Annotated in this window: 18 protein-coding genes, 1 tRNA gene and 2 pseudogenes; 9 read left to right on the forward strand and 12 right to left on the reverse strand. The window is 62.6% G+C overall.

Annotation, left to right across the window (positions count from 1 at the left end):
* Positions 1-54: 54 nt before the first annotated feature.
* The 3 genes from ACLP2E_RS15980 to ACLP2E_RS15990 are packed head-to-tail and all read left to right on the forward strand — an operon-like array spanning position 55 to position 4383.
* Complete coding sequence (locus ACLP2E_RS15980) at positions 55-1617, forward strand: L-aspartate oxidase (protein WP_442466495.1); 1563 nt, start codon at positions 55-57, stop codon at positions 1615-1617.
* On the forward strand, positions 1614-2471 hold the full coding sequence (gene nadC, locus ACLP2E_RS15985) for a carboxylating nicotinate-nucleotide diphosphorylase (protein WP_442462445.1): 858 nt from the start codon (positions 1614-1616) through the stop codon (positions 2469-2471). Before ACLP2E_RS15980 ends, nadC begins: the two co-directional genes overlap by 4 nt.
* Positions 2464-4383, forward strand: a complete 1920-nt coding sequence (locus ACLP2E_RS15990; RefSeq protein WP_442466496.1) for a tetratricopeptide repeat protein — start codon at positions 2464-2466, stop codon at positions 4381-4383. Before nadC ends, ACLP2E_RS15990 begins: the two co-directional genes overlap by 8 nt.
* Positions 4384-4417: 34 nt before the next feature.
* Here the strand turns inward: ACLP2E_RS15990 and ACLP2E_RS15995 are convergent, their stop codons facing one another.
* The 4 genes from ACLP2E_RS15995 to ilvC all read right to left on the reverse strand — a co-directional run bounded on the left by ACLP2E_RS15995 (position 4418) and on the right by ilvC (position 7145).
* Complete coding sequence (locus ACLP2E_RS15995; RefSeq protein WP_442462447.1) at positions 4418-4870, reverse strand: nuclear transport factor 2 family protein; 453 nt, start codon at positions 4868-4870, stop codon at positions 4418-4420.
* Positions 4871-5088: 218 nt separating this feature from the next.
* Positions 5089-5517 (reverse strand): nuclear transport factor 2 family protein, encoded by a 429-nt coding sequence (locus ACLP2E_RS16000; RefSeq protein WP_442466497.1) that lies wholly within the window; start codon positions 5515-5517, stop codon positions 5089-5091.
* Positions 5518-5565: 48 nt separating this feature from the next.
* Positions 5566-6000: a nuclear transport factor 2 family protein gene (locus ACLP2E_RS16005; protein WP_442462449.1), complete on the reverse strand. Its 435-nt coding sequence runs from the start codon at positions 5998-6000 to the stop codon at positions 5566-5568.
* Positions 6001-6125: 125 nt separating this feature from the next.
* On the reverse strand, positions 6126-7145 hold the full coding sequence (gene ilvC / locus ACLP2E_RS16010) for a ketol-acid reductoisomerase (protein WP_442462450.1): 1020 nt from the start codon (positions 7143-7145) through the stop codon (positions 6126-6128).
* Positions 7146-7396: 251 nt separating this feature from the next.
* Here ilvC and msrB point away from each other — a divergent pair, with 251 nt between their 5' ends.
* Genes msrB through msrA form a run of 3 tightly spaced genes read left to right on the forward strand, consistent with a single transcriptional unit; the run spans position 7397 to position 10450 of the window.
* Positions 7397-7888, forward strand: a complete 492-nt coding sequence (gene msrB, locus ACLP2E_RS16015) for a peptide-methionine (R)-S-oxide reductase MsrB (protein ID WP_442466498.1) — start codon at positions 7397-7399, stop codon at positions 7886-7888.
* Between the two features lie 20 nt (positions 7889-7908).
* Positions 7909-9720 carry a cytochrome c biogenesis protein DipZ gene (locus ACLP2E_RS16020; protein WP_442466499.1) on the forward strand — a complete coding sequence of 604 codons (1812 nt, stop codon included), beginning with the start codon at positions 7909-7911 and terminating at the stop codon, positions 9718-9720.
* 16 nt (positions 9721-9736) lie between these two features.
* A complete protein-coding gene (gene msrA, locus ACLP2E_RS16025) occupies positions 9737-10450 on the forward strand; it encodes a peptide-methionine (S)-S-oxide reductase MsrA (RefSeq protein ID WP_442462452.1) in 714 nt (237 codons plus the stop codon).
* Between the two features lie 5 nt (positions 10451-10455).
* Here msrA and ACLP2E_RS16030 read toward each other — a convergent pair whose 3' ends face one another.
* The 4 genes from ACLP2E_RS16030 to infA form a co-directional block, all read right to left on the reverse strand.
* Positions 10456-11697: an NRAMP family divalent metal transporter gene (locus ACLP2E_RS16030; RefSeq protein WP_442466500.1), complete on the reverse strand. Its 1242-nt coding sequence runs from the start codon at positions 11695-11697 to the stop codon at positions 10456-10458.
* A gap of 105 nt (positions 11698-11802) precedes the next feature.
* Complete coding sequence (locus tag ACLP2E_RS16035) at positions 11803-12000, reverse strand: DNA gyrase inhibitor YacG (protein WP_442462454.1); 198 nt, start codon at positions 11998-12000, stop codon at positions 11803-11805.
* Positions 12000-12650: a Maf family nucleotide pyrophosphatase gene (locus ACLP2E_RS16040; RefSeq protein ID WP_442462455.1), complete on the reverse strand. Its 651-nt coding sequence runs from the start codon at positions 12648-12650 to the stop codon at positions 12000-12002. The genes ACLP2E_RS16035 and ACLP2E_RS16040 overlap by 1 nt, the downstream gene beginning before the upstream one ends.
* 28 nt (positions 12651-12678) lie before the next feature.
* A complete protein-coding gene (infA, locus tag ACLP2E_RS16045; RefSeq protein ID WP_243068646.1) occupies positions 12679-12897 on the reverse strand; it encodes a translation initiation factor IF-1 in 219 nt (72 codons plus the stop codon).
* 412 nt (positions 12898-13309) lie between these two features.
* Here infA and ACLP2E_RS16050 point away from each other — a divergent pair, with 412 nt between their 5' ends.
* The 3 genes and pseudogenes from ACLP2E_RS16050 to ACLP2E_RS16060 form a co-directional block, all read left to right on the forward strand.
* Entirely contained in the window at positions 13310-13675 is a 366-nt protein-coding gene (locus ACLP2E_RS16050) for a hypothetical protein (RefSeq protein WP_442462456.1), read from the forward strand.
* Positions 13676-13809: 134 nt separating this feature from the next.
* A tRNA-Phe gene (locus ACLP2E_RS16055) sits at positions 13810-13885 on the forward strand.
* 163 nt (positions 13886-14048) lie between these two features.
* A pseudogene (locus ACLP2E_RS16060) lies at positions 14049-14216 on the forward strand (Arm DNA-binding domain-containing protein); the annotation flags it as partial.
* A gap of 311 nt (positions 14217-14527) precedes the next feature.
* On the opposite strand, the gene ACLP2E_RS16065 reads toward ACLP2E_RS16060, so the two are convergent.
* The 4 genes and pseudogenes from ACLP2E_RS16065 to ACLP2E_RS16080 all read right to left on the reverse strand — a co-directional run.
* Positions 14528-14602 carry a hypothetical protein gene (locus ACLP2E_RS16065; protein WP_442462462.1) on the reverse strand — a complete coding sequence of 25 codons (75 nt, stop codon included), beginning with the start codon at positions 14600-14602 and terminating at the stop codon, positions 14528-14530.
* A 34-nt stretch (positions 14603-14636) separates the two neighbouring features.
* On the reverse strand, positions 14637-15668 hold the full coding sequence (locus tag ACLP2E_RS16070; protein ID WP_442466501.1) for an AraC family transcriptional regulator: 1032 nt from the start codon (positions 15666-15668) through the stop codon (positions 14637-14639).
* A gap of 62 nt (positions 15669-15730) precedes the next feature.
* On the reverse strand, positions 15731-18028 hold the full coding sequence (locus ACLP2E_RS16075) for an FAD-dependent oxidoreductase (protein ID WP_442466502.1): 2298 nt from the start codon (positions 18026-18028) through the stop codon (positions 15731-15733).
* Positions 18028-18165, reverse strand: a pseudogene (locus ACLP2E_RS16080) (acetyl-CoA C-acyltransferase); the annotation flags it as partial. The pseudogene ACLP2E_RS16080 and the gene ACLP2E_RS16075, both read right to left, overlap by 1 nt.

An 18165-nucleotide genomic window follows, 5' to 3' on the forward strand; every position in this document is an offset into this window, starting at 1 on the left:
GGGAGAAGCATGAATGGAATCGGAAACGCCTGGCCCCCATGAACCTTTGGCCCCATGTCCGAACCTGATATCCTGATCGTCGGCGGCGGACTGGCCGGCCTGTTCTGCGCGCTGAAACTGGCGCCGCTGCCAGTCACCGTCCTTGCCGCCGCGCCGGTCGACGAAAGCTCCTCCTCGCTCTGGGCGCAGGGCGGCGTCGCCGCCGCCGTCAGCGAAGGCGACAGCCCTGAACTGCACGCCGCCGACACTTTGGCCGCCGGCGCCGGCATCGTCGATGAGGCGGTCGCGCTGTCGGTCGCCCGTGAAGCGCGCGAGCGCGTGGAAGACCTTCTCGGCTTCGGCGCGCCCTTCGACCGCGACGCGCGCGGCCGGCTAACCCCCTCGCAGGAGGCGGCCCATTCCGCGCGCCGCATCGTGCGCGTCAAAGGCGACGGCGCCGGCGCCGCGATCATGCACGCCCTGATCGCGACTGTGCGCAAGACCACGTCCATCGTGCTGCGTGAAAATTTCGTCGCCGAGGATCTGATCGTCCAGTCCGGCCGCGTCGTCGGCGTTTTCGCGCGCGGCGCCGATGGCGCGTCCAAAGCCTTTTACGCCCGCGCCACCGTGCTGGCGACGGGCGGCGTCGGCGCGCTCTACGCCTTGACAACCAATCCGCCGCAGGCCAATGGCGCCGCCTTGGCCATGGGCGCGAGGGCCGGAGCGCGCATCGCCGACGCCGAATTCGTGCAATTCCATCCCACCGCCATCGACATCGGCCGCGACCCCGCGCCGCTGGCGACCGAAGCGCTTCGCGGCGAAGGCGCCGTTCTGGTCAATCGCGCCGGCGAGCGTTTCATGATTGCTTTACACAAGGACGCCGAACTGGCGCCTCGCGACATCGTCGCGCGCGGCGTGTTTGCCGAACTGGAGGCCGGGCGCGGCGCCTTTCTCGACGCGACCAAGGCCGTCGGCGCGGCGTTCGCCGAAAAATTTCCCAATGTCGCAGCGTCCTGCCTGTCGGCTGGAATCGACCCCTCCCGTCAGCCGATCCCGGTGGCGCCGGCGGAGCATTACCATATGGGCGGCCTGTGGACCGATGACCGGGGCAGGACGTCTCTGCCCGGCATGTGGGCGGCAGGCGAAGCCGCCTCGACCGGACTGCACGGCGCCAATCGCCTCGCCTCCAATTCATTGCTGGAAGCGGTGGTCTTCGGCGACCGCATCGCCAAGGACATTGCCGCTTTATCATGCAGAGGATCCGCGCCGGTCTTGGTCGCGTCCGCCGCTCCGGCGCCTTCGGGCGACGACGCTGATGAAGCCAAGCAGGTGCGGAAGATCATGACCCGCCATGTCGGCGTCTTGCGCGACGAGACAGGGCTTCGCACGGCGCTGGTCGCGCTGAAAACCCTGCACGACAAGGCGCTGGAAAAGAACAATCTCGATCTGCGCAACCGCACGGAAGCTGCGCTGCTGATCGCCGCCAGCGCTTATCTGCGGCGCGAAAGCCGGGGCGGCCACTTCCGCCGCGATTTTCCCGATTCCGATCCGGCCCAGGCCCGTCGCTCCTCGATCACGCTGGACGAGGCGCTGCGGCTGGCGCAAGGTTTAAGCGAAACCATGAGCGGAAATCGATGAATCTGCCCGTTTTAAACTCCCTTCTGGTCGAAGACGCCGTGCGCGCCGCTCTGGCTGAGGATTTCGGCCGCGCCGGCGACATCACCTCGCAGGCGACCATTCCGGCTTCCGCCAAGGCCCGCGCGGTGATCGCGGCGCGCAAAAAACCCGGCGTGCTGGCTGGAATCGCGCTGGCGCGGAAAACGTTCGAACTGGTCGATCCAGCCTTGCGCTTCGAGGCCTTGCTGGAAGACGGCGAGGCTTTCGGTCCCGGCGCCATTCTGGCGCGAATCGAGGGACCAGCCCGCTCGCTGCTTTCGGCCGAACGCGTGGCGCTGAATTTTCTCGGCCGCATGTGCGGCGTGGCGACCCTGACTTCCCACTATGCCCAAGCCATCGCCCACACCAGGGCGAAAATCTGCTGCACGCGAAAAACCACGCCTGGTCTTCGCGCCTTCGAGAAATACGCGGTGCGCTGCGGCGGCGGCGTCAATCACCGCTTCGGCCTCGACGACGCCATACTCATCAAGGACAATCATATCGAAGTGGCGGGCGGGATCGTTCCGGCCCTGCGCGCGGCCAAAGCCTTCATCGGCCATCTGGTCAAGATCGAGATCGAGGTCGATCGTCTCGAACAATTGCGCGAAGTTCTCGCCGAGGGGGCCGACGTCGTGCTTCTCGACAATATGAGCGCCACGGAATTGCGGGAGGCGGTGGCGATGATCGACGGGCGCATGAAGGCCGAAGCCTCCGGCGGCATTGATCTGGCTGGCCTGCGCGAAGTGGCGGAAACCGGCGTGGACCTGATTTCCTCGGGCGCGCTCACCCATTCCGCGCCGACGCTCGATCTCGGACTGGATATCGAGATTGGGTGAGTTTCTTATTGCCGCCCTTGCCCTTGTCGCGCAAAAACGCCATGTTCGCCGTGGCAAATCATCAGGCGGCGCGCCTTCCCCCGGCGCGCTCGGGAAAGTCGAATTCGTGTTTTTGAACCCTGAACCCTTGAAAATTCCGCCGCGCAAACACTTCGGCGCGCTGGCCACCGCTCTCGTCCTGAGCTTGGGACTCGCCCCATCCACCGCATTTTCGCGCGAAACCTCCGCGGTTTCAGCGCCTTTCGAGGTCAGCGACAGCCCGGCCGGCAATTATCTGGCGGCGCGACTAGCCGAAGCCGAGCATGACACTTTCGCGGCCTCGACCTTTTTCCGCGAAACCCTGCGTTCGGATCCGCAAAATATCGACTTGGTGCAGCGCGCCTTCGTCGCCGCGCTGGCCAATGGCGACATGACCGACAGTTTCGCCCTGGCGCAAAAGGTTCTGGCGCGCGATCCGCACAACAGTTCCGCGCGGCTGGCGCTCGGCGTGCGCGACATCAAGGCGAAAAATTTCGTCGCCGCCCGTTCGGAACTGAACTTCAGCACTTCGACGCATCAGCGCGACCTTACCGCCGTGCTGCTGACCGCCTGGAGCCAGGTCGGCTCCCACGACATCAAGAAGGCGCTGGCCCTGGTCGATACGCTCAGCGAGCCTTCCTTCGCCGTGTTCCGCGATTATCACGCCGGGTTGATGCTTGAAGTGGCCGGAAAGACCGAGGAAGCCGGCAGGAGGCTGAAAGCCGCCTATTCCAGCGACCAGTCGACCTTGCGCCTGGTCGACGCCTATGCCCGAAATCTCGACCGCCAAGGCAAGGCCGACGAGGCCAAGGCCGTCTACGAGGCCTTCGACCGCGTCCAGCCGCGTCAGCCGATGATCCAGGCGGCGCTTGCGGATCTTGCCGCCGGCAAGAAACTCGAGCCGATGGTCAAGGACGTCAACAGCGGAGCGGCGGAAGTGCTTTACGGCCTGGGCGCCTATGGCCTGGGCGCGGCCGCGGGCCGCCAGGGCGACGAGATCGCCGCCATCGTCTTTCTGCGGCTCGCTCTCGCGCTTCAGCCGGATCATGTTCTGGCGCTGGACACGCTCGGCGAAGCCTATGGACGGCTGAAACAATACGAGACCGCCATCGACGTCTACGACCAGATCCCGGACGATAGTCCGATGCGCGTCAACGCCGACATTCACATCGCCCTCCTGATGGACGCGCTGGGCAAATCCGACGAGGCGATCAAGCGTCTGCGCGGGATCGTCGCGGAACATCCGCAGAACGCCGAAGCCCTTTCGGCTCTGGCCGACCTCGATCGCTCGCACAAGAATTTCCTCGCCTCGGCGGACGCTTATACACGGGTGTTGGCGTTGACCTCGCCCGGCGAAAAGAGCCAATGGGCGATCTATTATTTCCGCGGCGTCGATTACGAACGCGGCAAGCAATGGGACAAGGCCGAGGCCGATTTCAAGAAAGCGCTCGATCTCTACCCCGAACAGCCGCTGGTCCTGAACTATCTCGGCTATTCCTGGGTCGATCAGGGCCTTCATCTCGACGAAGCGTTCAAAATGCTGCGCCGCGCCGTCGAACTGCAGCCGGAGGACGGCTATATCGTCGATTCGCTGGCTTGGGCTCATTACAAGCTCGGTCATTACGACGAGGCGGTGAAGCTGCTCGAGCGCGCCATCGAGTTGAAGCCCGGCGACCCGGTGATCAACGACCATCTCGGCGACGCCTACTGGCGGGTCGGGCGCCAGCTCGACGCCAGGTTCCAGTGGAATCACGCGCGCGATCTCAATCCAGATCCCGACGACCTGCCGAAAATCCTGGACAAGATCGAAAAGGGGATGCCGGACGCCTCGCCGCCAACCGCCGTGCAGGGCTCGCCGGCGACGCCGCAGGTGGAAAACAAGAACGGCGGCTGAATTCAGCCGCCTATAAGATTCAACAGGATCGAGTTCAGGCCCTGTCGTCGCGGCGGTCGTGATGGTCGTTCTCCGCCAAAGCGGCGACCAGCGCGGTGTCGAAATAACGCGTCCATTCGACGATCTTGAAATCGACCCAGTACAGCCGATCGACACCCTCAAGCTCGGCCACGGCGCCGGTGCCGCGACTGCGCAACTGCATGCGCCAAGACATGTAGGAGCAGCGCGGCATATCGTAGGCAAGATCGTCCACTTCGAAAGACAACATCTCGAAATCAGTATCGAAGGCGCGCCAGGCTTCGCGAATCTCGTCCTTGCCTACCCGCACGCCGGCGGCGGGAATTAGCGCGCGTGACCCGATCAGTCGATAAACGGCGTTATCGTGAAATAAAGCCAAGCCAGGCTCATTGTCGCCCTTTGCGCGCCGCCCATATATGTCGCGCGCCAGCGCCAAATATTGTTCACGCGTTAGCTGGTCGTTTATCATATGTCGCCCAATCAACCCGCTAAATCAAATAATTAATGCGCTTGGCAAAATTTCCCCGCTGCCGGCGGATTTGCGCTGCCGGCATATCTCGCGCAAGCGACGACTCGAAAAACCTAATCCGCCAGTTGTAAGCGAAGTTACCCAGGACCTGCAACAGTGCATGAATAAACGGCGCCGCGACCCCGTGTCCGTCCGCCATCCTCGCCGATGCGGTGGTCTCAGCTCAACAGCCGCCGCATTGTCGCGGTATCCGCATATTCGAAAACTTCGGAGAACTGGCCCTCGCGTATGCGCACGAAATGGCCAATGACGACCAAAGCCGTTTGCGACGAACCGCGATGCTTGATCTCGACCAGCTGCCGCATGGCGAAACAATCGCCATCGATAACGACGTTCAGCAGCCGATGATCCACGCGTTCGAATTCAGCGTCGACGTCGCGCAAAAGTTTGAGAATCTGCCCATGCCCCCGAAAATCGCCATAAAACGGGCAGTCACGCCGGTCGCCGATCATGTGCAGGACCGCGTCGGGATGGAGAAGCGAGATGAATTCGTCGGGCTTGCCTCGCAACAGCATGGCGCGCGCGATCAGCGCCTTGACGACAGGATTGGGTTCGGGCGGGACGAATTGGGCCTTGAAATCGGTCATGCTCGGTCGAACCTTCGAAATCCAGGACCCTGCCTATTCTTCGCGCGCTCAGACGCAGCTTTCGCGCAGGCCGAACAAGGTCGCGCTATCGATGAATTCGCTGACTTCGACGATCAGATCGCCTTCGAGCCGGATGAAACACAGGGTCTGCAGCTTCGCCTCGCGACCTGTGCCGCGATGCCGAAGCTCCATTTCATATCTCACGCAAGCCTGTTCGCCGTCGATCAAGGTGTCGAGCCGACGCCAGGATTTTTGCTCGAATTCCACGGCGAAGGCGTCGAGATAGGCGAGAATGGAGTCGCGCGAGCAACGTAGGCCGGCATAGGCCCAACTCGCCTGATCGCCGTTCATCAGCCAGTCGGCTTCCGGCGCGAACATGGGGGCCAGAGGCCGGGGGTCGGAGCGGCGGTCGAGCACGGCGTCGATGATCCGCTCGAATTCCAGCCGGGCGATTCGCGGGGAAAGGCTGTCGCTGTCGCTCATTTCATCGCGCCTCAAACCGGCCTCCAGCGCCGGCGGCGCTCTCCGCAATAGAGTGACGCGCCAAGCGACCTTCCTTGAAACGTCAGGAACGCGCGCCCAGCTTTAAGCTCCGGGCGCGCAAATTATCAGTTCTTGGCTTTGTCGACCAGCTTGTTCTTGCCAATCCAGGGCATCATCGCGCGCAGGCGTGCGCCGACTTCCTCGATCTGATGGCCGTCGTTGACGCGGCGGATGCCCTTGAAGCGGGCGGCGCCGGCGCGATATTCCTGCATCCACTCCGAGGTGAATTTGCCGGTCTGGATGTCGTTGAGCACGCGCTTCATTTCCGCCTTGGTCTCGGGCGTGATGACGCGCGGCCCGGTGACGTATTCGCCCCATTCGGCGGTATTCGAGATCGAATAGTTCATGTTGGCGATGCCGCCCTCGTAAATGAGGTCGACGATCAGCTTCACCTCGTGCAGGCACTCGAAATAGGCCATTTCCGGCGCGTAGCCGGCCTCGACCAGGGTTTCGAAACCGGCGCGGATCAGTTCGACCAGGCCGCCGCAGAGCACGGCCTGTTCGCCGAACAGATCGGTCTCGCATTCTTCCTTGAAGGTCGTCTCGATGATGCCGGAGCGGCCGCCGCCGATGGCCGAGGCGTAGGACAGGCCGATGTCGTGGGCGTTGCCGGAGGCGTCCTGGTGCACCGCGATCAGGCAGGGCACGCCGCCGCCCTTGAGATATTCGCCGCGAACCGTATGGCCGGGACCCTTGGGGGCGACCATCAGCACGTCGATGTCCTTGCGCGGTTCGATCAGGCTGAAATGGACGTTGAGGCCGTGGGCGAACAGCAGCGCCGTGCCCGGCCGGATATTGTCGGCGATTTCGGCATAATAGATTTCGGACTGCAGCTCATCCGGGGTCAGCATCATGATGACGTCGGCCCATTTGGCTGCTTCCGCGACGGTCATCACCTTGACGCCCTCGGCTTCGGCCTTCTTGGCGGTGGCGGAGCCGGCGCGCAGTGCGACCGCGACTTCCTTGACGCCGGAATCACGCATGTTCAGGACATGGGCGTGGCCCTGCGAGCCATAGCCGACCACAGCGACCTTCTTGCCCTTGATCAGGTTGATATCCGCATCGCTATCATAATAAACGCGCATTTTTCTTGAGCTTTCGAGGATGGCAGGCAGCGGGCTCGCGCAACTTGCCAGGATGGTGAGCGGCGCGCGCGCGCCGAGTGGAAAATTCCTGAGACGCCTAATAAGCGCACAAGCCCTTCTCGTCAAAGGAAAGTGGCGCAAAAGCGGCGGCAGCGGCGTAGCGCCGTAGAAGTTTTTTGTGAAACAAACGCATGATCGCAACGTAAGAAACCTGTGACATTCTTTCGCAACCCGATCTGGAGACAGGCGTGATGACGACGAGACGGCTTTTCATCGGCGGCGGCGTGGCCGGCGTGGCGGCGGCCTTGCTCATGAGCAGGCGTGGCCGCGCGGCGGCCCCCGCCGAAAAATTCGAAGTGGCCTATAGCGACGCCGAATGGCGGAAAAAGCTGAGCCCCGACCAATATGCGGTGTTGCGGCAGGACGGGACCGAGCGCGCCTTCACCAGCCCGCTTTTGAAAGAGCACCGCCGCGGCGTTTTCGCCTGCGCCGGTTGCGACCTCGACCTGTTCGATTCGAAGACGAAATATGACAGCGGCACCGGCTGGCCGAGCTTTTGGGCGCCTTTGGCCAATGCCGTCGTCGAGGAAAACGACAATTCCTATGGCATGGTCAGGAAGGCCGTGCATTGCCGCCGCTGTGGCGGCCACCTCGGCCATGTGTTCAACGACGGCCCCGAACCGACGGGACTGCGGTATTGCATGAACGGCGTCGCCCTGACCTTCAAGCCGGCCGACGCGTGAAGAAAACGGAATTATAACCCATGATCCTGTTCGCTCTGGCCTTTCTCGGCGGCGTCCTGACCATCGCCAGCCCCTGCATCCTGCCGGTCCTGCCCTTCGTCTTCGCCCGCGCGGACCGGCCGTTTCTGCGCAATGGCCTGCCTATGCTGATCGGCATGGCCGCGACTTTCGCGCTGATCGCCACGCTGGCGGCGGTCGGCGGCGGCTGGGCGGCGCAGGCCAACCAGTATGGCCGCATCGCGGCTCTGGCGCTGCTCGCCTTGTTCGGCCTGACCCTGTTGTTTCCCTCGCTCGCCGACCGCGCCATGCAACCCCTGGTCGTTCTCGGCGCGCGGTTGTCTAGTCGCGCCGATACAGGAGATGAAGGATTTTCGGGCATTGGCTCGGCGCTGCTGCTCGGAATCGCCACCGGGCTGCTCTGGGCGCCTTGCGCCGGCCCGATCCTCGGCCTGATCCTGACCGGCGCCGCCCTGCAGGGCGCGAGCGTCCAGACCACGCTGCTGCTGGCGACCTACGCCGCTGGCGCCGCAACTTCGCTGGCTCTGGCGCTGTTCGCCGGCGGCCGGGTTTTCGCCGCGATGAAACGCTCGCTGGGCGTCGGCGAATGGGTCCGGCGCGGTTTTGGCCTCGCCGTGCTCGCCGGCGTCGCCGCGATCGCCTTGGGCCTCGATACCGGCATTCTCGCCCGCGCCTCGCTGGCCAACACCGCCTCCGTCGAGCAGAAACTGCTCGAAAAATTCCACGCGGCGGCCGAACAACCGGCGCAACCCGCCTCCTCGAATGTCATGTCGGGCGATCCGGGAATCATGGCCGGCAATCCGGCCATGATGATGAAGGCCAAGCCAACCCCGGCCGCCCTCCCTGCTCTGCCGGTCCTTGGCGTGGCGCCGGACCTTTCCGGCGCGGTGGAATGGCTCAATTCGCCGCCGCTCACCCTGGAAAGCCTCAAAGGCAAGGTGGTGCTGGTCGATTTCTGGACCTATTCCTGCATCAATTGCCTGCGCACCCTGCCCTATCTCCGGGCCTGGGCTGAAAAATACAAGGATCAGGGATTGGTGGTGATCGGCGTGCACGCGCCGGAGTTCGCCTTCGAGAAAGACCTCGGCAACGTCAAGCGCGCCGCGGCCGAACTCGGCATCACCTATCCCATTGCGGTCGACAATAACTACGCCATTTGGCGCGCCTTCAAGAACCAATATTGGCCAGCGCATTACTTCATCGACGCGCAGGGCAAGATTCGCCGCCAGCATTTTGGCGAGGGCGAATATGACGAATCCGAGCGGGCGATCCAGCAACTGCTCGCCGAGGCGAAGCATTCGGAGGTTTCCGCGCCGCTGGTCAAGGTCAATGCGTCCGGCATCGAGGCGCAGCCCGACATGGGCGAAGTCCGCTCGTCGGAAACCTATATCGGCTACGACAGGGCCGAAAACTTCGCCTCCCCCGGCGGGGTCGTGCAGGACGCCCGCCACGTTTATCAAGCGCCTGCGCAGAGCCTCAATCATTGGGGGCTCGCCGGCGACTGGACCGTCGGCGAGGAACAGGCCGCGCTCAACGCATCCGGCGGCGCGATCTTCTACCGCTTCCATGCACGCGACCTGCATCTGGTGCTCGGTCCCAGCGCGAACGGCAAGAAGATCCGATTCCGCGTCACGCTCGACGGCGCGCCTCCCGGCGAAAACCATGGCGTCGACGTCGACGCCAATGGCTTTGGGCAAGTCAGCGAGCAGCGGCTCTACCAGTTGATCCGCCAGAATGGCGCGGTCTCCGACCGGAGCTTTGAAATCCAGTTCCTCGACCCGGGCGTAAAAGCCTACGCCTTCACCTTCGGCTGAAACGGAGCGAACCACGATGACCAAGATTTCCCGGATTTCAGTTTTCGCCTTGGCGGCGGTCGCCGCCGCCCTGACACTAGCGCTTAAAACGCCGGTTTCCGGCGCCGAACAGGCGCGCGTCCTGCCGCCGCCGGCGGTGGACGAACCGGCGGGCGCGGCGCCGGAAGTCGCTGTCCTGGCCGGCGGCTGCTTCTGGGGCGTGCAGGGCGTGTTCCAGCACGTCAAAGGCGTCACCGGCGCCGTTTCCGGCTATGCCGGCGGCGACAAGGGTCAGGCGCAATATGAAACGGTGAGTTCGGGCCGGACCGGTCATGCGGAATCGGTCCGCGTGACTTTCGATCCGCGCCAGATCAGCTACGGCCGCATCCTGCAGATCTATTTTTCCGTCGCCCACGACCCCACCGAACTGAATCGACAGGGCCCCGACACCGGGACGCAATATCGCTCGGCGATCTTCCCAACCGACGCCGAACAGGCGCGGGTGGCCAAAGCCTATATCGCCCAGCTCGAGCAGGCCCACGCCTTCAACGCGCCGATCGTGACGAAAATCGAGCCCGATCGGACCTTTTATCCGGCTGAGGCCTATCATCAGGATTTTCTCGCCCTGAATCCGACCTATCCCTATATCGTCTATAACGACCTGCCGAAGGTCGCCAATCTGAAGCGGCTTTATCCGGAGGTTTACAGGAGCGATCCGGTGCTCGTCAGCGGCGGGCGCCAGATGAATTGAGCGAACTACTCAAAAAGCCCGGCAATTCCGGAATAGACGCCAAAGCCTGCGGCGACAACGATGATTCCGCTGCAAATCGCGGCGTAAAGGCCTTGCAGCCGATAGGGCTGCGGCAGGCGGCGGGCGAGCAGGAACAGAAAGCCGAGCACCGGCGGCAGCAGCAAGGCGTTCATCACCTGCACGCCGACGCTTAAAGAAACCAGATTGACTCCTGAAGCGACGACCAGGGCGCAGCCGATCAAGGCGACGGAATAGGCGCCGTAGAACCAGGGCGCCTCGCGCGGATCATGGTCGAGGCTGCATTTCAGGCCGAGAAGTTCGGACAAGGTGCGCGCCGCGGTGATGGTGACGACGATGGCCGCCACCAAAGCCGCGCCGGCCATCCCCAAGCCAAACAACAGCTTGCCGCCGAAATTGCCGAGATAGGGCGTGATCGCCTCGGCGATCCGTTGCACCGTGTCGAGTTCGCCGTCATGGCCGGAGGCGCCGAGCGTGGCGGAGGCGGCGACCAGCACCGAGGCCATGATCACCTGGGTCAGGACGGCGCCGAGCATGGTGTCGGCGCGGGCGGCCGGAAGGTCGGCAATGGTGATTTTCTTCTCGACGATGGCGCTCTGCTGGAAGAAGACCATCCACGGCATGATCACCGCGCCGATATTGGCCGCCACAAGATAGAGATATTTCCGGTCGCCCCAGGGGATATCGACTGCCTGGGCCAACATCACCTGCGGATCAGGACGGGCGAGCACAGCCACGACGAGAAACACCAGTTCGAAGGCCCCCAAGGCAATGGCGATGCGTTCGACGGTCAGATAGGAATGGGTATAGGCCATCAGCAGCAAGGCCCCGACCACGAGAATCATGGTCAGGGAGGGCGGCAGGTTCAACAGCGCCCCGACGCCGGCAAGACCGGCCAGTTCGGTCATCAGCGCGCCCATGCAGCAGACCAGAAGCGTCAGGACAGAGACCCAGGCCCAGAACCGGCCGAAATGCCGGCCGATCAACTGGGTTTGGCCCTGCCCCGTCACCACGCCCAGGCGCACGGTCAGCTCCTGCACGATGTAGAGCACGGGGATCAGCGCCAATTGCAGCCACAAGAGCCGATAGCCCCAGCCCGCGCCGCTTTGCGCGGCGGTCACGATGGAACCGGCGTCGGTATCGGCCAGCATGACCACCACGCCCGGACCCGCCACCGCCAGAAAACGCCGCAATCTTTTCCGCGGCGCGGCTTCGCTCCAATCGACCATTTAGCGCTCTTTCAAAAAATACAAAACCGTTCTGGCGCTTCCGCATGGCGGCGGCAACCCGCATCATGCAAGAAAATGTCCAGCTTACGGGAAAGAGCGAAAGGTTCAGGTGTTCTCGTCGTCGTCGCGAGGCGGCGGCAAATCCTCGTCATCGATTTTTTCGCCGGCGATGGAATAGGAGCCGGTGAGCCAGCGATGCAGATCGACATTGGCGCAACGCTTGGAGCAAAACGGCGCGCAAGCTGGATCAACCGGCTTGCCGCAGATCGGGCAAACGGGTTTTTTCTCCTGGCTTTCCGTCATCAGTGTCGCGCCTCGACAGCGCCAGCCCAGAAAACATGCGCCGGATAGCCGAGACCTTCCAGCAAGGCCATGGTTTCCTGCAAAGGCAAGCCAACGACGGCGGTATAGGAGCCGACCATGTTGACGACGAAGGCCCCGGCAATGCCCTGGATGGCATAGCCGCCCGCCTTGCCGCGCCATTCGCGCGAGCCGATGTAGGCTTCGATTTCCCTGGACGACAGGCGCTTGAAGCGCAGGCGCGTCTCCACCAGCCGCGAGCGTTCTCGTCCCGATGGATCGATCACGGTGACGCCAGTATAGACGCGATGCGCGCGGCCAGACAGCAGGCGCAGGCAGAAATCGGCCTCCTCGCTGGTTTCGCATTTGGGCAGGATGCGGCGTCCGACGCAGACCACCGTGTCGGCGCCGATGACATAGGCGCCCTGCAGTTCCTCGCGATCATTGGCGGTTTTCGCCCCGATCCGCGCTTTTTCCAGCGCCAGTCGCGCCGCCAGCTTGCGCGGCGATTCATTGCGGCCAGGCGCCTCGTCGAGATCGGCGGGCAGCAGGGCGTCGGGCTCGACGCCGATCTGCTGCAACAGCGCGAGACGGCGGGGCGAACCGGAGGCGAGCGCCAGGCGCGCGGGACGAATTTTGGGCTCGGCGGTCACAAAGACTCCGATGGATTGGCGGCAAAGCCTATTTGAAACGATAGGTGATGCGACCCTTGGTCAGATCATAGGGTGTCATTTCGACGAGCACGCGATCTCCGGTGAGCACGCGAATCCGGTTTTTGCGCATTTTTCCTGCCGTATGGGCGATAATTTCGTGATCGTTTTCGAGCGTGACCCTGAAAGTCGCATTCGGCAGCAATTCGCTGACGACGCCCGGAAATTCCAGCAATTCTTCCTTCGACATCTGGTTCCTTGAGTTCATGATTCCACTGCTGGCCATCCCGCGCAAAAACGAAATTCGCTCGACGGGTTAGGTCGGAAGTCGCCTTGTCATTTGCGGGAAAACCCGCGCATTATCGCCGGATCGATTGAATATCCGGTTCGCCCGAGATGGGTCCTGTCCAAATTGGGCTTGCGGATGGCGGTCTGCGCGGCGTCGAATGTAGACATTCGCGCCCGAACGACAAGCCGCGCTATAACAAATTGCGACGCGCCTGCCAATGGCGCGCGAGGGAAGCGACGTCCAAGACTTTTCGACTAGAGGGCTTTGCGGCTCGACAGGGGCGCAAAGGAAGCTAGACTGTGCGTAATACGACGTTTTTTTGAAGCGTCGGCTTATGTTTTATGACGCGCCAAAACCCGGAAGGTTTTCCTGAATGAAGGATCTTTTTTCTCTGCATAACCGCCTGATGAATTCATGGTTCGAATTTTGCGACGTGCAAACCGCCTCCATGGCCACAATTTCCGCTCGCCTGCCGATGATCGCCGCGGAGGCGACCGGTTTTGGCAACAAGAAATCGCGGACCGAAACGCAGAACATGGTCACGGAAAAAATGTGGGCGGCCTCGGAAGGCGCCCAGGCGGGCATTTTCGAATCGGCGAATGTGGCCTGGAAATGGATGACCGGCGAATCGCATCCGGTGGCGGTGGCGGGCCATGTGATGGATGTCGCGGCGGCGGCGACGCGCCCGGCGCGCCGAAAAGTCCACGCCAACGCCAAAAGGCTGACTCGGGGGCGATAAGGCAGACTTGGGACTGGGCCTCGCCCTTGGATGACGGAATTTTGAAAAGCGGCTTTTGAGAGTGTGTTGAGGGCTGGACAAGCCGCTTTTCGCTTTCTATAAGGCGCGAGCTTTGACGCCCGCCGTCAGGCTAAGCCCAGGTAGCTCAGTTGGTAGAGCATGCGACTGAAAATCGCAGTGTCGGTGGTTCGATTCCGCCCCTGGGCACCACATCCCCTTCCCCACTCGTCCATAATTGTCCAAAACACATTGAAAAACATAGAGTTTTCCTTGTTTTTCCGTCCTAGCGCGTCCGCTGGCGTCCGTTTGTATCCGCCGCAATTGTTGGTACATTCGTTGGTACAGGCTCGATACCAACATTTGAGATACCAACATGGCTCTCTCGGACACCCAAATCCGCGCCGCTCAACCCGGCTCTAAAATCGTCAAATTGTCGGACGGCGGCGGGGTGCAATTGTGGATTTCACCCGATGGAGCGAAGCGTTGGCGGTTGGCCTATCGGTTCGACGCCGCTCAAAAGGCGCTGGCCATTGGCGTCTATCGCTTTGATAGGCTATTTATTTTTACGCTACGATCTTTTCAAGGGCCAACGTTGAGCTTTTGCGCACTAGGAATTCCGGGGGCGCCGCCGCTCGGGCGCCCGAGGGCGAGAGGCATTATGGCCACGTCTTCAGGCATAAAAGAGCCGACGAGGGCGAGCCATCGTCGGCAAGGGAAACGCGGCCCGCGGGAGACGGTTAATCGTCGAGGTTTTTTCTCAATATTTGGCTTCGACAGAATTCCAAACTTCCGGATGAGGTCTAGCCAAAATTCTCGGGGCCCTACCTTGACGGTCGGAGACGTTCAATTTTGCTAAATGGCGCCGATATGCGCTTTCGCCGTCGTGATGGAAATTCCGACTTCATAGCTGATTTGCTTGTTCGGCAAACCTTTAGGATCGCCGAAGGATGTTTGCTAAAGTTCAAGAGACGATCATGCGGCGAAAATCCTGCGGCGTGGTCTTGGTCCAGCGGCGAAATGACTGACGGAAATTGGCCGCATCGCTAAAGCCGAGGGCGCCGGCGATATCTTCGACCGTCATTTGCGTGTCGCGGAGATATTTGATGGCGAGATGACTTTTCAACTCGCCAATGAGTTCGCCGAACGACGTCTCCTGTTCCTTCAGTTTTCGCCTCAGCGTACGGGCCGGCACACCCAGTTGACGCGCGATCTCACTGAAGTCCGTTCGTCGTCCGATCGAGGCGAGCAAAGTCTGGCGCACCTGTTCGGCGACGCCAACCCGTTGCGCCAATTCTTCCTCAAGCTCGTCGCAAAGACCGATAACTGACGCGTAGGCGATCTCGTTTCCGCAACGGGGCTCGGCGTTCAGCCAAGCCGCGTCGAACATCAGCCGATTCTCGGGCTGGCGGCGCCGGCACGGGCATCCCAGGGTTTGTTCAAAAGGCGCGTTCGATTCATGACCGCAAAAAGTCATTTGCAATTCAGACGGCGCGAAGGCGGAACCCATGATGTCGCGATGAAGGGCGATGTGAGTAGCGAACTGCATTTCGACAATGAACCGATAAAGACTGCGATCGATCGCCGGATGCGGCAGAGGATCGATGACCCAGACGCCATGGGTCTGGGTTTCCTCGAATCTGAGCCTAACCACAGGCGTCGCGAGATGATGATATTTCACGACGAATTTCATCGTTTCGCGAAAATTGGTGCTGCTGAGAATCGCGAAGCCATACATTCCGTAAGCTGCGACATGCGACTTCAGGCCGGTCCGGAAGGCGAAGTCCGGATTGCGGGTCAGCCGCATGGCGTTGCGGTACGATACGATGACCTGATTGACCGACACGAGCACGTTCGGGGAGCGCAACTGCTGCTCGGTCAGTTGCGTTCCCTGCAGCGCATCGCTCAACGGCACGCCCTCGGCGGCCAGAGCGTCGGCTACCCTAGCTATCTTGACCGGGGGGTAAATCTTCTGGTCCCAACGCGCTCTGATCATGACGCCCCACCGCATATTGACAGCGCCCGGCTCAATCCTGTCCTCCTTCGTTCCAAGCCTTTTCAGTTTCGAAGCGGCTTTCCCGTCTCCAGCATGGCGCGAATGCGGGCGCGCGTCGGCTCGGTTCGCACCAGTTCCATGAAGCCGGCCCGCTCAAGGTCGAACAAAACGTCCTCGGGCTGCGGCCGCGTCGGATCGGAGGCGCCGCCGCTCAACACTTCCGCCAGCGTTTCCGCGACGACCCGGTCGTGCGGTTTGATCCGGCCGGCGGCAAAAGCGGTGTCGATGGCATTGCGCAAAGCCTGACGCCCGGAGGGGCCGGACAGGACCACGAGAGCTGGCTCCGGCGCCTTGTAGTCCTTGACCAGGGCGAGGGCTCTCGCCTTGGCGTCGGCGAGCAGCCGCTCGCGATTCATCGTCACGCCGTCGGTCGCGCGCAGGAAGCCGAGTTCTTGGGCTTGAAAAGCCGAACTGCTGATTTTCGCCGGGAAGATCGTTTCAAATGCCGCCAAAGCGGGCGCGACCGGTCCCTTGGTCCGCGACTTGTCGGCGATAAGGCGCAGCAACAGTTCCTTGCCGCCGCCCCAGCCGGGGATGACGCCGATATTGGTTTCGACCAGACCGATATTGGTTTCAGCGTGGGCCTGGATCGCCGAGCAATGCAGCGCGATTTCGCAGCCTCCGCCGAGAGCCATGCCGGCGACGGCGGCGACGCTCGGATGAGCGGCGAATTTCAGCCGCCGGAACGCCTGCTGTCCGCGAATGCAGAAAGCTTCGATGAAGGCAAAATCGCCGCGCTCCGCCGCGTCCAGCATCGGTTTCAGATTGGCGCCGGCGGAAAAAGCGGCGCCCTCGTTGCCGATCACCAAGGCCTGGAAGTTCCTGGCTGTTTCGTCCAGCGCGCTTTCGACGCCGGTCATCAGATCGCTGTCGAAAGCATTCATTTTGGTGTGGAATTCGAGACAGGCGACGCCGTCGCCGAGATCCCATATCGAGGCGGCGCTGTTGCCGGCGACCGGCTTGGCCGCCAGTTTGAGATCGTCGAGCGACAGCACTCCCGCCGCCCGATGCAGCGGGAGATAACCGATGGCGGGCGCGAGGATTTCGCGTTTGGCGTCGGCGATGCGATAAAAGCTTCCTGCTTGCGCCGCCTGCGCAAGAATCGGCGGGACCTTTTCGCCTCGCTTGGCCAATTGTTCGGCGAACCAGGCGGGACCGACCGCGTCGATCAGTTCGAACGGGCCGCGTCCCCAGGCATAGCCGAGCCGCATCGCTTCATCGACTTCCGCCGGCGTGTCGGCGATTTCGGGAACCAGCGAGGCCGCATAGGCGAGCGTCCTGCCCATGACCGCCCAGGCGTAAAGGCCGCCGCGGTCGCCATGCGAAAGCAGCGCGCGCAGATCCCTGGCCCCGAGGCCAAGGCTTTGCAGGTCCGGCTTTTGCAGGTCGCGATAGGCGCCGCTCGTTAGATCGAGCGCTTCGCGGACGCGATTGCCGTCGCGCTGCGCCTGACGGAAGAAACCAGCGCCGGCCTTGCGGCCGATGCGGCCTTCCGCGATCATGGTGTTGATCAGCGGAATGTCGAAGGAATAGCTTTGCACCAGGTCGCCCGGCGGCAAAGTCTTGTGCAGGCTGCCGAGGATATGCGGCATCAGATCGACGCCGACCAGATCGAGCAGGCCGAAAATGCCGGTGCTGGGAATGCCGAAAGGCTTGCCGATGACGGCGTCGGCTTCCTCGACGCTGACGCCGAGTTTCAACGCTTCAACCAGCCCGGCGGCGAGCCACAGGCAGCCGATGCGGTTGGCGATGAAGCCGGGCGTGTCCTTGCAGGTGACCAGGCCCTTGCCGAGATGAATATCGGAAAAGGCGCGGACCGCTTCCTCCGCTTCCGGCCGAGTCCGCAGGCTGGAGACGATTTCCAGCAGACGCATGTAGCGCGGCGGGTTGAAGAAATGGGTGATGAGGAAATCGCCGGCGAAACGCGCGCCCAGTCCTTCGGTCAGCACGTCGAGCGGAATGGTCGAGGTGTTGGACGAAACGATCGAGCCGTCCTTGCGGACGCTTTCCAGTTTCTGGAACAGGTCGCGCTTGATTTCCGGCTTTTCCGCCACCGCCTCGATGATCCAGTCGGCTCCCGCGACCAGCGACAGTTCGCTGGTGGCGCCGGTCGTAATCCGCTCGGCGAAACTCGCGCGCATAAAGCCGCCGGCCTTGAGCTGCTTGGCCACGCCTTCGCGGGCGAATTTGGCGTCGAGGTCCAGCAGGACCACTTCGACGCCGGCATTGGCGAGATGGGCCGCGATACCGGAGCCCATCACGCCGGCGCCGATGACGGCGACCTTCTTGAACGAGACCATTACGCCGCCTCCACGATCATCGAAATGCCCTGGCCGCCGCCGATGCATTGGGTGGCGAGGCCGTAGCGTCCGCCGTCGCGCTTGAGCACCATCGAGGCCTTGCCGACGAGGCGCGCGCCGGTGCCGCCGAGCGGATG

Origin of the sequence: Rhodoblastus sp. (assembly GCF_052145335.1) — a bacterium.
Classification (GTDB): domain Bacteria; phylum Pseudomonadota; class Alphaproteobacteria; order Rhizobiales; family Beijerinckiaceae; genus Rhodoblastus.

Bases quoted from the DNA above. Each gene is read 5' to 3' on its own strand.
- ACLP2E_RS15980 (WP_442466495.1), top strand. From the start codon at position 55: ATGTCCGAACCTGATATCCTGATCGTCGGCGGCGGACTGGCCGGCCTG.
- nadC (WP_442462445.1), top strand. From the start codon at position 1,614: ATGAATCTGCCCGTTTTAAACTCCCTTCTGGTCGAAGACGCCGTGCGC.
- ACLP2E_RS15995 (WP_442462447.1), bottom strand. From the start codon at position 4,870: ATGATAAACGACCAGCTAACGCGTGAACAATATTTGGCGCTGGCGCGC.
- ACLP2E_RS16000 (WP_442466497.1), bottom strand. From the start codon at position 5,517: ATGACCGATTTCAAGGCCCAATTCGTCCCGCCCGAACCCAATCCTGTC.
- ACLP2E_RS16005 (WP_442462449.1), bottom strand. From the start codon at position 6,000: ATGAGCGACAGCGACAGCCTTTCCCCGCGAATCGCCCGGCTGGAATTC.
- ilvC (WP_442462450.1), bottom strand. From the start codon at position 7,145: ATGCGCGTTTATTATGATAGCGATGCGGATATCAACCTGATCAAGGGC.
- msrB (WP_442466498.1), top strand. From the start codon at position 7,397: ATGACGACGAGACGGCTTTTCATCGGCGGCGGCGTGGCCGGCGTGGCG.
- ACLP2E_RS16020 (WP_442466499.1), top strand. From the start codon at position 7,909: ATGATCCTGTTCGCTCTGGCCTTTCTCGGCGGCGTCCTGACCATCGCC.
- msrA (WP_442462452.1), top strand. From the start codon at position 9,737: ATGACCAAGATTTCCCGGATTTCAGTTTTCGCCTTGGCGGCGGTCGCC.
- ACLP2E_RS16030 (WP_442466500.1), bottom strand. From the start codon at position 11,697: ATGGTCGATTGGAGCGAAGCCGCGCCGCGGAAAAGATTGCGGCGTTTT.
- ACLP2E_RS16035 (WP_442462454.1), bottom strand. From the start codon at position 12,000: ATGACGGAAAGCCAGGAGAAAAAACCCGTTTGCCCGATCTGCGGCAAG.
- infA (WP_243068646.1), bottom strand. From the start codon at position 12,897: ATGTCGAAGGAAGAATTGCTGGAATTTCCGGGCGTCGTCAGCGAATTG.
- ACLP2E_RS16050 (WP_442462456.1), top strand. From the start codon at position 13,310: ATGAAGGATCTTTTTTCTCTGCATAACCGCCTGATGAATTCATGGTTC.
- ACLP2E_RS16070 (WP_442466501.1), bottom strand. From the start codon at position 15,668: ATGATCAGAGCGCGTTGGGACCAGAAGATTTACCCCCCGGTCAAGATA.
- ACLP2E_RS16075 (WP_442466502.1), bottom strand. From the start codon at position 18,028: ATGGTCTCGTTCAAGAAGGTCGCCGTCATCGGCGCCGGCGTGATGGGC.